17 protein-coding genes are annotated in these 12,749 nt (G+C 60.3%); 14 read left to right on the plus strand and 3 right to left on the minus strand.

Annotation, left to right across the window (positions count from 1 at the left end; all coding sequences use genetic code 11):
* Window positions 1-61 precede the first annotated feature (61 nt).
* Together HYX42_RS07815 and HYX42_RS07820 are read right to left on the minus strand one after the other, a co-directional pair.
* Complete coding sequence (locus HYX42_RS07815; protein ID WP_293401557.1) at window positions 62-547, minus strand: tRNA (cytidine(34)-2'-O)-methyltransferase; 486 nt, start codon at window positions 545-547, stop codon at window positions 62-64.
* A gap of 31 nt (window positions 548-578) precedes the next feature.
* A complete protein-coding gene (locus tag HYX42_RS07820) occupies window positions 579-1,163 on the minus strand; it encodes a ComF family protein (protein WP_366931139.1) in 585 nt (194 codons plus the stop codon).
* On the opposite strand from HYX42_RS07820, the gene HYX42_RS23210 reads away from it, so the two are divergent.
* From HYX42_RS23210 to HYX42_RS07860, 9 genes are all read left to right on the plus strand, one after another.
* Window positions 1,162-1,305, plus strand: a complete 144-nt coding sequence (locus HYX42_RS23210) for a hypothetical protein (protein WP_366931140.1) — start codon at window positions 1,162-1,164, stop codon at window positions 1,303-1,305. The two genes, HYX42_RS07820 and HYX42_RS23210, sit on opposite strands and share 2 nt — an antisense overlap.
* 93 nt (window positions 1,306-1,398) lie before the next feature.
* Window positions 1,399-2,313: a methyltransferase domain-containing protein gene (locus HYX42_RS07825; protein ID WP_293401561.1), complete on the plus strand. Its 915-nt coding sequence runs from the start codon at window positions 1,399-1,401 to the stop codon at window positions 2,311-2,313.
* Window positions 2,314-2,491: 178 nt separating this feature from the next.
* Window positions 2,492-2,983, plus strand: coding sequence for a DUF2244 domain-containing protein (locus HYX42_RS07830; protein WP_293402427.1), 492 nt, complete (start codon window positions 2,492-2,494; stop codon window positions 2,981-2,983).
* 210 nt (window positions 2,984-3,193) lie between these two features.
* On the plus strand, window positions 3,194-4,357 hold the full coding sequence (coxB, locus tag HYX42_RS07835) for a cytochrome c oxidase subunit II (protein ID WP_293402428.1): 1,164 nt from the start codon (window positions 3,194-3,196) through the stop codon (window positions 4,355-4,357).
* Between the two features lie 99 nt (window positions 4,358-4,456).
* The gene (gene ctaD / locus HYX42_RS07840) at window positions 4,457-6,109 is read left to right on the plus strand and encodes a cytochrome c oxidase subunit I (RefSeq protein ID WP_293401563.1); all 1,653 of its coding nucleotides are present in this window, start codon (window positions 4,457-4,459) and stop codon (window positions 6,107-6,109) included.
* A 22-nt stretch (window positions 6,110-6,131) separates the two neighbouring features.
* The gene (locus HYX42_RS07845; RefSeq protein ID WP_293401565.1) at window positions 6,132-6,245 is read left to right on the plus strand and encodes a cytochrome oxidase small assembly protein; all 114 of its coding nucleotides are present in this window, start codon (window positions 6,132-6,134) and stop codon (window positions 6,243-6,245) included.
* A gap of 15 nt (window positions 6,246-6,260) precedes the next feature.
* Window positions 6,261-6,878 (plus strand): cytochrome c oxidase assembly protein, encoded by a 618-nt coding sequence (locus HYX42_RS07850; RefSeq protein ID WP_293401567.1) that lies wholly within the window; start codon window positions 6,261-6,263, stop codon window positions 6,876-6,878.
* Window positions 6,875-7,096, plus strand: a complete 222-nt coding sequence (locus HYX42_RS07855; RefSeq protein ID WP_293401569.1) for a DUF2970 domain-containing protein — start codon at window positions 6,875-6,877, stop codon at window positions 7,094-7,096. The genes HYX42_RS07850 and HYX42_RS07855 overlap by 4 nt, the downstream gene beginning before the upstream one ends.
* Before the next feature lie 57 nt (window positions 7,097-7,153).
* Window positions 7,154-8,038, plus strand: a complete 885-nt coding sequence (locus HYX42_RS07860; RefSeq protein ID WP_293401571.1) for a cytochrome c oxidase subunit 3 — start codon at window positions 7,154-7,156, stop codon at window positions 8,036-8,038.
* Between the two features lie 87 nt (window positions 8,039-8,125).
* Here HYX42_RS07860 and HYX42_RS07865 read toward each other — a convergent pair whose 3' ends face one another.
* On the minus strand, window positions 8,126-8,347 hold the full coding sequence (locus HYX42_RS07865) for a twin transmembrane helix small protein (RefSeq protein WP_293401573.1): 222 nt from the start codon (window positions 8,345-8,347) through the stop codon (window positions 8,126-8,128).
* An 18-nt stretch (window positions 8,348-8,365) separates the two neighbouring features.
* On the opposite strand from HYX42_RS07865, the gene HYX42_RS07870 reads away from it, so the two are divergent.
* The 5 genes from HYX42_RS07870 (at window position 8,366) to HYX42_RS07890 (ending at window position 12,718) form a co-directional block, all read left to right on the plus strand.
* Window positions 8,366-9,112: an SURF1 family protein gene (locus tag HYX42_RS07870; RefSeq protein WP_293401575.1), complete on the plus strand. Its 747-nt coding sequence runs from the start codon at window positions 8,366-8,368 to the stop codon at window positions 9,110-9,112.
* A gap of 80 nt (window positions 9,113-9,192) precedes the next feature.
* On the plus strand, window positions 9,193-9,816 hold the full coding sequence (locus HYX42_RS07875; protein WP_293402429.1) for a hypothetical protein: 624 nt from the start codon (window positions 9,193-9,195) through the stop codon (window positions 9,814-9,816).
* A gap of 198 nt (window positions 9,817-10,014) precedes the next feature.
* On the plus strand, window positions 10,015-11,136 hold the full coding sequence (locus tag HYX42_RS07880; protein ID WP_293401577.1) for a heme A synthase: 1,122 nt from the start codon (window positions 10,015-10,017) through the stop codon (window positions 11,134-11,136).
* 19 nt (window positions 11,137-11,155) lie between these two features.
* Window positions 11,156-12,088, plus strand: coding sequence for a heme o synthase (gene cyoE, locus HYX42_RS07885; RefSeq protein ID WP_293401579.1), 933 nt, complete (start codon window positions 11,156-11,158; stop codon window positions 12,086-12,088).
* A 15-nt stretch (window positions 12,089-12,103) separates the two neighbouring features.
* Complete coding sequence (locus HYX42_RS07890) at window positions 12,104-12,718, plus strand: SCO family protein (RefSeq protein WP_293401581.1); 615 nt, start codon at window positions 12,104-12,106, stop codon at window positions 12,716-12,718.
* Window positions 12,719-12,749: the final 31 nt, after the last annotated feature.

A 12,749-nucleotide genomic window follows, 5' to 3' on the forward strand; every position in this document is an offset into this window, starting at 1 on the left:
CTCTAAAGCAAAACGGTTGTGTCGCCTGCGCGACCCCAGGCTGGGTGTGCAAAAAATGCAGTCAGCCCGGCGGGATGGACGCCATTCCCCCGAACCCGTTCTGGCGCCACGCTTCAAAGACAGTGAGCGCTACCGTATTGGACAGATTCAGGCTGCGCTGACCGGGTTGCATGGGCGCTTTCAGTCGTTGCTGGGGCGCAAACGATTTGCGAACTTGTTCCGAAAGCCCGCGGGTCTCGGCCCCGAAGACCAGCCAGTCGCCGGGTAAAAAAGCCGCATCGTAGAGGTTTCGGGCGCCATGGGTGGTGAGGGCAAAGAGCCGGTCGGCTGCCGGTTTTTCGCTGTCGAGGAAGGCCGCCCAGTCCGCGTGGCGCGTGAGCTGGGCGTACTCGTGATAGTCCAGCCCGGCGCGGCGCATGTGTTTGTCGTCCATCGAAAACCCCAGCGGCTCCACCAGGTGAAGGCGGCAGCCGGTGTTGGCCGCCAGGCGAATGACGTTGCCGGTGTTGGGTGGGATTTCCGGCTCGACCAGGACGATATTGAACATCGGTGAATTGTCGCCGGGGCAGGCAGCCTGATCAGGCGAGGTCGGTTTTCGCGATGGCGATAGCTGTGACGTTGCTGGCGCCTGCCGCACGTAGCACACGCGCCGCCGTGAAGATTGACGCGCCACTGGTCACCACGTCATCAATCAACACCACACGCATGCCAGAGAGCTCGGCCAGGCGCAGCGGATCAATTTGGAAAGCACCCTTGACGTTGGCCAGCCGTGCCTCGCGCTTCAGTTCGGTCTGCGGGCGGGTATTTTTTGTTCGCAGCAAGAGCAGGGCATCTGCCCTGGCAGGGCTGGCCGACTGCCCGGCCAGCGCACTGGCCAGTTCCCAGGCCTGGTTGAAGCCGCGCGATTGCAGGCGTTCGGCCGACAGCGGCATGGGGATGATGAGATCGCGCGCATCAAGGCCTGCAAGTGCCTGCCTGACGCCCGGCGCCTGCAGCAGCAAACCGGCGAAAAAGGCCGCCCAGCCGGGCTGCTCGCCGAATTTGTAGCGGGTGATCAGGTCTGACCATGGGTAGGCATATGAGGTCGCGACCAGCATGGCATCCAGTGGCGAGGGGGTCCTGATGCAGTCCATGCAGAGGCCGGGGCCGGGGAGTGCACCCATGGAGAGGTCGACCGGCAATGCCTGCGCGCAGCCCGTGCAGCGCGCAAGGTGCGGTGAAAAGCGCGACGTGCAGGCCTGGCAGACCTGGCTGGCAGGCCAGCTGTGGCACACGGCGCACCGGCTGTATAGCCCGGCCCATTGAGGGCGGTATGCGGGGCTGAGAAGGCGTTGGAACACGGGGGTCAATATACTCGCGAGCTTGCCTGCCCTTGCGGTTTGCTCCATCACCTCCCCCATGACCACCACCGAGCGCCCACCCACACTGGACCCGCGTGCTGTAGCGCGCTGGCAGCAGGTCGCGCCTGCGCAGTCGCCATGGCTGCATGAGGAAGTGGCCAGCCGCATGATGGACCGCCTGCAGTGGATCAGGCTGGCGCCGTTGGCCTGGGCCCATTGGGGAGCGGTGCGCGGTGGGTTGAAAGCACACGAGAAGCTGTCGCAGAAATACCCGCAGGCGGCATGTTTTGTCGCTGAAGCGGTGCAAGCCAAAGTCAGTCAGGCCGTTCAGGCGGTGGCCTTGCCCTGGTGGAATCCTGCAGGCTGGTTTGGCCCAAAGACGCGTTTTGAAATGTCGCCGCCAGCCAGTGTGGACATGCTCTGGGCCAATATGGCCCTGCATGAAGCGGCCGACCCGCAGACGCTGCTGGCCGAGTGGCACAAGGCGCTCAGGGTCAACGGTTTCCTGATGTTCTCCTGCCTGGGGCCTGATACCGCGATCGAGCTGCGCGGGCTTTACAGGGAACTGGGCTGGCCGCCTGCCGGCCATGAACTGACCGACATGCATGACTGGGGCGACATGCTGGTGCAGGCAGGCTTTGCCGAGCCGGTGATGGACATGGAGCGCATCACCCTGACCTATGAAACACCTGAGCGCCTGTTGCAGGAGCTCGCCGAGCTGGGCCGCAATTTCCACCCCGCGAGATTTGCGGGCCTGCGCGGGCGCGGGTGGAAGGCGCGGCTTGACAGCCTGCTCGCACAGCGGCTGGCCACAGGGCCGGACGGACGGCTTGCCCTGACATTCGAGGTGATTTACGGGCATGCGCTGAAGCCGCAGCCGCGGCTCAAGGTCAGTGCCATGAGCTCGGTGTCGGTGGAAGACATGCGTGCCATGCTCAAGGACGGTCGTTCAGCGGGCAGGGGTGCTTCATAAGCCCCTGGTACCGGCGATCCGTGCGGTGCGCCAGAGGGCAAGCTGGCTATAATCGGACTGTATTTCCGGGCATGTTCCCAGGCCTATGGCGGCGCGCTACCAGCGCTGCTTTTTCAGGTGTCGCTCCGTGTTGCAAACCACTTCTGCGCTTGCCGCCTCCTCATTCCGTTTTGCCAGCGTGTCTTCCGTCCAGGATGACCGCCAGCGCGCTTCAGACAGCGTGCAGTGGCTGCTTAAACGCAATTGTTCCGTGACACCTGCCCAGCTTGGGTGGCTTTATGTGTCGCTGTGCGTCATATCCATGGGCATCGCGATTTTTTTCTGGCTGCAGGGTGCGCGTATGGTCATGCCTTTTGCCTGGCTTGAGTTGCTGGCCGTGGGCAGCGCCTTTGTGGTCTACGCGCGGCATGCACGTGACGGCGAAAAAATCGTGCTGCAGGGCGGGCAACTGGTGGTTGAACTCGAAAACGGCGGCCGCATGCAGCGTGCAGAATTCAATCGCCAGTGGGTGAGGGTCGAGCCCAAAAGCGGTGATGGCTCGCTGATAGAAGTCTCCGGGCAGGGGCAGTCGGTACGTGTGGGCCGGCACCTGCGCCCTGAACTCAGACCGGAGCTGGCGCGTGAAATCCGTTTTGCACTGAGAGCTTCCCGGCCCCTGCAGGCCCCCTGAAAGCACTGCGCAGAAACCCTTTTTCAAGCTGTTGGCCGTCATAAATCATCAGGCGATGCATGGCGGGCTCTGCGCTAACTTTATAATCAGCAGGTTAAATTAAGCCGGACGCCTTGCTAAGCAGTCAGGCCAGCGATTCGACCAGCAATGGAAGCCATAAAAGTGATCACGATGAACGTAAGCAAAACCATAAGCAAAATGACCCAGTCCATGGCCAGACGTGCCGCCATGACACTGGCTTTCGTAGCCGCCTGGGCCAGCACCGCAGCTTATGCCGTCAAGGATTTGCCTGGCGGTCCGGCTGTCAATCAGCTCAACCTGCACCCCGCAGTCACCAAAATCGCCGAAGGGCAGCACTGGTTGCACTGGTTCATCATGATCATCTGCATCGTGATCTTTATTGCGGTGTTCAGCGTGATGTTCTATTCCATCTGGAAGCACCGCAAGTCGGTCGGCCACAAGGCGGCCAATTTCCATGAGTCCACGCTGGTGGAAATCGCCTGGACCGTTGTTCCATTCCTGATCGTGATCGCCATGGCCCTGCCGGCCACCAAGATACTGGTGGCCCAGAAGGACACCACCAGCGCCGACCTCACCATCAAGACCACTGGCATGCAGTGGAAGTGGGGCTACGATTACATCAAGGGCGAGGGCGAAGGCATTGCTTTCGTCTCCACACTCGATAACGCGCAGCGCGAGATGTCCAACAACGGCGGCCCCAAGGGCGTCGATGTGCCTGACAACTACCTTCTCAAGGTCGACAACCCGATGGTGGTGCCGGTCAACAAGAAGGTGCGCATCATCACGACCGCCAATGACGTGATCCACGCCTTCGCCGTGAACTCGCTGGGTATCAAGCAGGACGCGATTCCCGGGTTCGTCCGCGACACATGGTTCCGTGCCGAAAAAATCGGCGACTACTACGGCCAGTGCCAGGAGCTCTGCGGCAAGGAACATGCTTACATGCCCATCCACGTCAAGGTGGTGTCGGCGGCCGACTACACCGCATGGGTTGCCGTGAAGTCCAAGGAGGCTGCGGCCAGGCTTGACGATCCGGCCAAGGTCTGGACGCTGGTGGACCTCAAGGCGCGCGGCGAGAAGGTTTATGCGGCCAATTGCGCAGCCTGCCACCAGGCCAACGGCAAGGGTGCCGGCCCGATCAAGCCGCTTGACGGCTCTGCCATTGTTCTTGATGCAGACCACCAGAAACAGATCACCATCCTGCTGAACGGCGCTGTCGGTGGCGCGATGCCTTCCTGGAAGGCGCTGAGCGACACCGACCTGGCCGCAGTGGCAACCTACACCAAGAACAACTGGTCCAACCAGACCGGCCAGCTGGTTCAGCCCGCTGAAATTCTGGCGGCCCGCAAGTAAGCGGCTCAGCGTTAAAGACTCCCATATTCCCAGCCGCCAGACCATCCCGTCGGCCGCAATGACAAAGTTACCCGGCACAAGCCACCAAAGGAAGCCAAGATGAGTGCAGTTCTAGACCCCCACGGACACGGCGATCATGCGCATGATGACCACGATCATCATGACCACGCACCGACAGGATGGCGCCGCTGGGTTTACGCAACCAACCATAAGGACATCGGCACGCTGTACCTGCTGTTCAGCTTCTTCATGCTGATGTTCGGTGGCGTGCTTGCGCTGCTGATCCGCGCCGAGCTCTTCCAGCCCGGCCTGCAACTGGTCAACCCCGAGCTGTTCAACCAGCTCACCACCATGCACGGCCTGATCATGGTGTTCGGCGCCATCATGCCGGCCTTTGTGGGTTTTGCGAACTGGATGATCCCGCTGCAGATCGGTGCGGCCGACATGGCCTTTGCCCGCATGAACAACTTCAGCTTCTGGCTGATGATTCCTGCCGGCCTGATGCTTGCAACTTCCTTCTTCATGCCCGGTGGCGCGCCTGCAGCCGGCTGGACCCTGTACGCACCGCTGACGCTGCAAATGGGCCCGTCGATGGATGCAGGTATTTTTGCAATGCACATCCTGGGCGCTTCGTCCATCATGGGCTCGATCAACATCATCGTCACCATCCTCAACATGCGTGCGCCCGGCATGACATTGATGAAGATGCCGATGTTCTGCTGGACCTGGCTCATCACCGCCTACCTGCTGATTGCAGTGATGCCCGTTCTGGCCGGCGCCATCACCATGACGCTGACCGACCGCCATTTCGGCACCAGCTTCTTCAACCCTGCCGGCGGCGGCGACCCGGTGATGTATCAGCACATCTTCTGGTTCTTCGGCCATCCCGAGGTCTACATCATGATTTTGCCGGCCTTCGGCATCATCAGCCACATCATTCCCGCGTTCGCACGCAAGCGCCTCTTCGGTTATGCATCGATGGTTTACGCCACCGGATCCATCGCCATCCTGAGCTTTGTCGTCTGGGCGCACCACATGTTCACCACCGGCATGCCGGTGACCGGCCAGCTGTTCTTCATGTACTCGACCATGCTGATCGCAGTGCCTACGGGCGTGAAGGTGTTCAACTGGATCGCCACCATGTGGAAGGGCTCGATGACTTTCGAGACGCCCATGCTGTTTGCGGTTGGCTTCATCTTCGTGTTCACCATCGGGGGCCTGACTGGCGTGATTTTGTCGGTCGCGCCGATTGATACGCAACTGCAGGACACCTACTACGTTGTCGCCCACTTCCACTACGTGCTGGTGGCCGGCTCGCTGTATGCGATGTTTGCCGGTTACTACTTCTGGTCGCCAAAGTGGACGGGTGTGATGTACAACGAAACCCGCGGCAAGATCCACTTCTGGTGGTCGCTGATTTCCTTCAACGTCACCTTCTTCCCCATGCACTTCCTGGGTCTTGCAGGCATGCCGCGCCGCTATGCCGATTACCCGATGCAGTTTGCCGACTTCAATGCGATTGCCAGCGTGGGTGCTTTTTTCTTCGGTTTTGCACAGGTTTATTTCTTCCTGTTCATCGTGCTGCCGACCATGCGCGGCAAGGGCGTGAAGGCCAAGGCCAACCCCTGGATGGACGACGATGGCCTCAAGGGCGCCGAGGGCCTCGAATGGCAAGTGCCTTCGCCTGCACCTTTCCACACCTTTGAAACCCCGCCCAAGCTGGATGCAACTGCAACCCGCGTGATCGGCTGACCTGTCCATCGACTATTTTGCAATGACCACACCCGAGCAAAAAAAGAACAACCTGCGTCTGGCCCTGGTCCTGGCGTCTGTTGCGGTCGTGTTTTTTGCCGGCTTCATGGTTCGCATGATCTTTTTTGGCCGCTAGGCCGGTGCCGATGTGATGCGGATCAGGCGCGAAAATTTCAGGATGGTCGGAAAGCTCGGCGTGATCGTTCTCGGCATGTTCTGTTTTGGCTACGCGCTGGTGCCCATCTACAAGGCGATCTGCGAGATGACCGGCATCAACGTGCTCGCGCTGGGCGACAGGCAGATTCCTGGCGCGACGCCGAAGATGCCGGCGAACACGCATGTCGATCTGAGCCGCACCATCACCGTCGAATTTGATGCGAATGCGCGCGGTCCCTGGCACTTCAAGCCGGCACAAAACAGCCTCAAGGTTCATCCAGGTGAACTCACCACTGTGATGTACGAATTCCAGAATGTGCAGGACCGGACCATGTCCGCACAGGCGATTCCCAGCTATGCACCGGCGCAGGCCGGCGCACACTTCAACAAGCTGGAATGTTTTTGTTTCAGCCAGTACACGCTGGCGCCCGGCGAGAAGAAACAGTGGCCGGTGGCTTTTGTCATTGATCCCAGGTTGTCGAAAGACGTGACCACCATCACACTCTCGTACACTTTTTTTGAAGTTGGCGGCAAGGTGCCGGCGCCGCCGCAGGCCTTGAATGCACCGGCATTGAAGGTGGCTGCCGATGTGGCACAGGCATCCGGCTCATGAACACCCCTGAGGCTGCCCCGGTGCACAAACGCAAGGGCTCCGTATTCCGGACCATCAAGGCGGTGATGTGGTCTTTTGTCGGTTTGCGTGCGCGCGGTGATTATGAAAAAGATGTGGCGCAGCTTAACCCCGTGCACATTGTGATCGTCGGCTTTATCGGCGTTGTCGTATTTGTAGGTGGCCTGATTCTTCTGGCTACCTGGGTGGCAGGCAAATAAGCCTTTGCCACCGTATTGAATTTGAAATCAGAGAATTAGCGAAACAGGAGTTTGAAAATGTCTTCAGCAACCCCCGCAGGAACCACCCCGTACTACTTTGTACCGGCACCGTCGCGTCACCCGGTGATGGCGGCCATCGGCCTGTTTTTTGTCATTTTTGGTGCGGCGCAGTGGATCAACGGCCACACCTGGGGTGCGTTCTCCCTGGCTTTCGGCATGCTCTGGTGGTGGGGTGTCCTGTACCAGTGGTTCAGCCAGTCCATCGGTGAAAGCGAAGGCGGCCTTTACGGCTACAAGATCGACCTGTCATACCGCTGGGCGATGAGCTGGTTCATTTTCTCTGAAGTCATGTTTTTCGGCGCATTTTTCACCGCACTCTGGTGGGCGCGTGTGCATTCGGTGCCTGCATTGGGCGATCTCGAAAACGCATTGCTCTGGCCTGACTTCAAGGCCGTGTGGCCCAGCATGGCTGCAGGCGTGACGGCTTCGCCTGCCAACATCATCGAACCTTTCCAGACCGTTGGCCCTTTCTGGCTGCCGACCATCAACACCGCACTGCTGCTGAGCTCTGGCGTGACCATGACGATTGCCCACCACGCGCTGCGTGAGAACCATCGCAGCCGCACCATCGCCTTCATGTGGGTGACGGTTGCCCTCGGCCTGATCTTCCTGTTTGTTCAGGGTTATGAATACAGCCATGCCTATGCTGACCTGAACCTCAAGCTCACGTCCGGCGTTTATGGGTCCACCTTCTACATGCTGACCGGCTTTCACGGCTTTCACGTGTTCGTCGGCATGTTGATGCTGCTGTTCATCACGCTGCGCCTGCAAAAGGGTCACTTCACGGCCGACAAACACTTCGGCTTCGAAGGCGCTGCCTGGTACTGGCACTTTGTGGACGTGGTCTGGCTCGGCCTCTACATCCTCGTGTACTGGCTCTAGGCCTGACGGCAGGCCGGAACTTGCAGCCGGCAACCCAGCACTAAAAAGGCCGCATGATGCGGCCTTTGTTCTTTTTGGTATTTTGAATTATTTGCCGGCCGGAATACCCGTCGGCTGGATGTAGCCCAGTTTCCAGGCAATCAGGATGCAGACAAACAGCAGAACAGACAACCCGATGCGAAATGTCAGCGCGCGCGCCATGTTGTTGGTTTTGGGCTTGCCGTCCCTGCCGTCTTTCATCATGAAAAACAGTGCCGAGGCCAGGCTGCCCAGAATGGCGATAAATGCGAGCGCAACGAGATATTTCATGAGCAGGATTATCCGCCCGTGAAGGCTTTCCTGCTGTCCCCGCGGTTCTGGATCGTGACGCTTGCTGGCGTTCTCGTCGCCGCCCTGACTTTTTCGCTTGGCCAGTGGCAACTGCGCCGCGCTGCGCAAAAAGAAGCGCTGCAGACAGCGATTGCCACGCAGTCCGGGCACGCGCTGGCAGATGCTGCTGCCCTGCTCGCCATCACACCCGTTGAAGATGCCATACACCGTCCCGTCCTGTTGCGCGGCACATGGCAGCCGCAGCACACCGTCTTCCTGGACAACCGCCCCATGAGCGGCAAGACCGGCTTTGTAGTGGTCACCCCGCTGGCGCTTGAAGGAAGCAACAAAGTCATTCTTGTGCAGCGCGGCTGGGTGCAGCGTGATTTCACGGACCGTAACCGCCTGCCTGATGTGCCCACACCCGCAGGCCTTGTGGCGGTACAGGGCCGTATTGCCCCGCCGCCGTCCAAGCTATATGAGTTCAAGGGCATTGAGGCAGGCCGCATCCGGCAAAATATGGACCTGCAGGCGTTTGCCGCAGAGACTGGCCTGCCGCTGATGGGTGTGTCCCTGTTGCAGACGGGTCCATCCAGTGAAGGTTTGCACCGCGACTGGGCTCCGCCCAATCTGGGCATTGAAAAACACCATGGATACGCCTTCCAGTGGTTCGCCCTGTGCGCGCTGACCGTCTTTCTGTATATCTGGTTTCAAGTCATCAGTCCCCTGCGGCGCAAGCAGCAGCCAACAAATAAATCACCGTGACCTCACCGAATCCTGACAATCTTTCGACAACGCCGTCGCCTGCAGCTGCGGATGAGCCGCTCAGCCTGACCGTGCACAGCATGCCCACACCTGGCCGCGATGCGCCTCGCACCGCAGTCGGCCGCTGGAAGATGATTGCCGTGCTGCTGGTGTGCGCGTCCCCGGTCATTGCTTCCTACTTTACCTATTACGTCATTCGCCCTGAAGGCCGCCGCAACTACGGTGAGCTTGTCGATCCGCAACGCCCCCTGCCCGTCATGCCAACCACCACGCTGGACGGCAAACCCGGCCAGATCGCCGCATTAAAAGGCCAGTGGCTGCTGATGAGTGTGTCCGGTGCAGCCTGTGATGCGGCCTGCCAGCAGCGCCTGTATTTTCAGCGCCAGCTGCGCGAAGCGCTGGGCAAGGAAAAAGACCGGCTTGACTGGATCTGGCTTGTCAACGACGAGGCTGCAGTGGACCCGCGCCTGATGCCTGCGCTGTCGTCATCGACGACCTTGCGTGTGCCTGCGGCTGCGCTGTCGCAGTGGCTGCTACCTGCAGACGGGCAGAAGCTTGAAGACCATATTTACCTGGTTGATCCACTGGGCAACTGGATGATGCGTTTCCCCGCCAATATGGACGCAGCGGGCGCAGCGAAAGCCAAGCGCGATCTGGACCGCCTCATGCGCGCATCCTCAAGCTGGGACAAGGAAGGCAGATGACGGCCCCCACGGTCGCGCACTGCGTGTCGTTCCCTGCCCCCCGAGGGGGCCGCCCGCCTGCGGCCCGGCAAAGCCGAATTACGAGCTCTCCCCTATCGGGCTCACTTTGTGTAGCCCTTTCCCCCTCTCTGGGGGCGGCGCCAGTGGCCCAGCAGAGCCGGTTCCACGGCACCTACGGCCTGAAAGCGAGGCGATCGCATGACTGATCTCTACGACCTCAGCCCAGCGATCCGCCTGATGATCATGGGCCTGGTGGTGGCCATGGGGCCGCTGGCCTGGGTATGGTTGCGCAATCGCCAGGCGCCTGTCGCGCGGCGTTTGCAGGTGCTCACGCTGGTCACCTTGTTCCTCACTTTTGATCTTGTGATTTTTGGTGCCTTCACACGACTGACGGACTCCGGCCTGGGTTGCCCCGACTGGCCGGGTTGTTACGGCCATGCCAGCCCTGTGGGTGCGCAGATGCACATTGAAACTGCACAAAACGCCATGCCCACCGGACCGGTGACGCATTCCAAGGCGTGGATTGAAATGATTCACCGCTACCTGGCAACCGGTGTGGGGGTGCTTATCCTGACGCTCACCGCGACCAGCTGGCTGGAAAAAAAACGTATGCAAATCTCGCCATGGTGGCCGACATTTACCTTGATCTGGGTGTGTTTGCAGGGCGCGTTCGGTGCGCTGACGGTGACCATGAAACTCTTTCCAGCCATCGTCACCATGCATTTGCTGGGCGGGCTGGTGCTGCTGGCGCTGCTCAAGATCCAGTCGGTACGTTACGCGCAGGCACAGGGTGCGCAATTGCCAGTCGTGGTCAGCCAGCCGGTGCGTGTCCTCGTACTCGCCACCTTCGGGCTTCTGTGGTTGCAAATTGCGCTTGGCGGCTGGGTCAGCACCAATTACGCCGTGCTGGCGTGTACCGACTTCCCGTCGTGCCAGGGCTCGCTCTGGCCGGCCATGGATTTCAGGCAGGGTTTCACGCTCTGGCGCGAACTGGGCGCAGGCCATGACGGCGCCAACATCAGTTTCCAGGCCCTGACGGCCATTCATTACGTCCATCGGCTGAGCGCCTATATTGTGTTTGTTGCCATGCTGGTGCTTGCCGCGCGCCTCTACCGTATTCGCGCCCTTCGCGGGCAGGCCCAATGGCTGCTGGGCCTGGCCCTGTTGCAGGTCGCCACCGGCTTGGGCAATGTGCTGCTGGGCTGGCCCATGCTGGCGGCGGTGATGCACACAGGCGGCGCAGCGGCGCTGGTGATTGTGCTCACAGGCACGGTTTTCTGTACACGCGCCGCGCTGGGCGCCGCAGTGCGTCAAAATTGAGTACTTCGAGACTGACCGCATGAACCCCACCAATTCCACCGCACCTGTCACCGCTGCATCCGTACCGGTTGCGCTGCCCGTGCCCTCCAAATTCAGGCAGTTCTATTCGCTGACCAAGCCACGCGTTGTGCAGCTCATTGTGTTCTGCGCGCTCATAGGCATGGTGCTGGCTGTGCCTGGTGTGCCTTCATGGGCCGAGGTGAAGCTTGGCCTCATCGCCTGTGCCGGTATCTGGCTGGTGGCCGGCGCCGCCGCCGCGTTCAATTGCCTGGTAGAGCAGGGTATCGACGCCCGCATGAAGCGCACGTCCTGGCGTGCAACCGCTCAGGGCCAGATCAGCAACACGCTGACACTCACTTTCTCTGCTGCCCTGTGCGCTGCCGGTTCGGCGATTCTTTACTTCTGGGTCAACCCGCTGACCATGTGGCTGACCTTTGCCACCTTTGTCGGTTACGCGGTCATCTACACCGTGATCCTCAAGCCCATGACACCCCAGAACATCGTGATTGGCGGCGCATCTGGCGCAATGCCGCCGGTGCTGGGCTGGGCTGCGATGACAGGCGCGGTCAGCCCCGAGGCGCTGATTCTTTTCCTCATCATCTTTTTGTGGACGCCGCCGCACTTCTGGGCGCTGGCGCTTTACCGCGTCGAGGATTACCGCAAGGCCGGCCTGCCCATGCTGCCGGTGACGCACGGCAATGAGTTCACACGTCTGCAGGTGTTTCTCTACACGCTGGTGCTGTTCCCGGCCTGCGTGATGCCGTTTGCCTTTCACATGAGCGGCTGGCTGTATCTGGTGGCCGCGATTGTGCTGAGCTTCGGTTTCAGCTGGTACGGCTTCAGGCTGTGGCGCAATTATTCGGATGCGCTGGCGCGCAAGACCTTCCGCTTTTCCCTGATTCACCTGTCGGTGCTTTTTGCGGCGCTTCTGGTAGATCACTACATCATTTAAAGGCTGCCATCTTCCATGAATCAGAAAAGAAACACGCTCAGGGTGCTGGCGGGCGGCGCGTTGGCCGCCGCTACCGCGGGCTTGCTGGCCGCTTGCTCAGGCGATGAAAAACCTCAGTTCAAGTCGATTGACCTGACCGGCGCCGACTACGCCAAAGACTTTTCCCTTGCCGACCAGAACGGCAAGGTGCGCACGGTCAAAGATTTCGCCGGCAAGGTGGTCGTTGTGTTTTTTGGCTACACGCAGTGCCCTGACGTGTGCCCCACCTCAATGGCCGAGCTGGCGCAGATCAAAAAGAACCTGGGCGCCGATGGGGACAAGCTGCAGGCGGTGTTCATCTCGGTAGACCCGGAGCGCGACACCCCCGAAGTGCTCAAGGCCTACATGGGTAACTTTGACCCCAGCTTTCTCGCATTGCGCCCGACCATGGAGCAGCTGCCGCAGGTCACCAAAGACTTCAAGATCTACTACAAGAAGGTAGACGGCAAAACCCCGGGCAGCTACAGCATGGACCACACGGCTGGCAGCTATGTGTTCGACATCAAAGGCAACCTGCGCCTCTATAGCCGCTACGGCAACGATGTGGCGGGTTTCACGTCGGACATTCGCCAGCTGCTGAAAAGCGCCTGAATTCCACCAAGCATTAAAAAAACCTGCGCCG

The organism is Polaromonas sp., from assembly GCF_016185115.1.
Taxonomy (GTDB): domain Bacteria; phylum Pseudomonadota; class Gammaproteobacteria; order Burkholderiales; family Burkholderiaceae_C; genus Polaromonas.

Coding starts and splice junctions, on each gene's coding strand:
- HYX42_RS07890 (WP_293401581.1), top strand. CDS start 12,104: ATGAATCAGAAAAGAAACACGCTCAGGGTGCTGGCGGGCGGCGCGTTG.
- HYX42_RS07815 (WP_293401557.1), bottom strand. CDS start 547: ATGTTCAATATCGTCCTGGTCGAGCCGGAAATCCCACCCAACACCGGC.
- ctaD (WP_293401563.1), top strand. CDS start 4,457: ATGAGTGCAGTTCTAGACCCCCACGGACACGGCGATCATGCGCATGAT.
- HYX42_RS07860 (WP_293401571.1), top strand. CDS start 7,154: ATGTCTTCAGCAACCCCCGCAGGAACCACCCCGTACTACTTTGTACCG.
- HYX42_RS07855 (WP_293401569.1), top strand. CDS start 6,875: ATGAACACCCCTGAGGCTGCCCCGGTGCACAAACGCAAGGGCTCCGTA.
- HYX42_RS07820 (WP_366931139.1), bottom strand. CDS start 1,163: ATGGGTGCACTCCCCGGCCCCGGCCTCTGCATGGACTGCATCAGGACC.
- HYX42_RS07850 (WP_293401567.1), top strand. CDS start 6,261: ATGCGGATCAGGCGCGAAAATTTCAGGATGGTCGGAAAGCTCGGCGTG.
- cyoE (WP_293401579.1), top strand. CDS start 11,156: ATGAACCCCACCAATTCCACCGCACCTGTCACCGCTGCATCCGTACCG.
- HYX42_RS07880 (WP_293401577.1), top strand. CDS start 10,015: ATGACTGATCTCTACGACCTCAGCCCAGCGATCCGCCTGATGATCATG.
- coxB (WP_293402428.1), top strand. CDS start 3,194: ATGGCCAGACGTGCCGCCATGACACTGGCTTTCGTAGCCGCCTGGGCC.
- HYX42_RS07845 (WP_293401565.1), top strand. CDS start 6,132: ATGACCACACCCGAGCAAAAAAAGAACAACCTGCGTCTGGCCCTGGTC.
- HYX42_RS07875 (WP_293402429.1), top strand. CDS start 9,193: ATGCCCACACCTGGCCGCGATGCGCCTCGCACCGCAGTCGGCCGCTGG.
- HYX42_RS23210 (WP_366931140.1), top strand. CDS start 1,162: ATGGAGAGGTCGACCGGCAATGCCTGCGCGCAGCCCGTGCAGCGCGCA.
- HYX42_RS07825 (WP_293401561.1), top strand. CDS start 1,399: ATGACCACCACCGAGCGCCCACCCACACTGGACCCGCGTGCTGTAGCG.
- HYX42_RS07865 (WP_293401573.1), bottom strand. CDS start 8,347: ATGAAATATCTCGTTGCGCTCGCATTTATCGCCATTCTGGGCAGCCTG.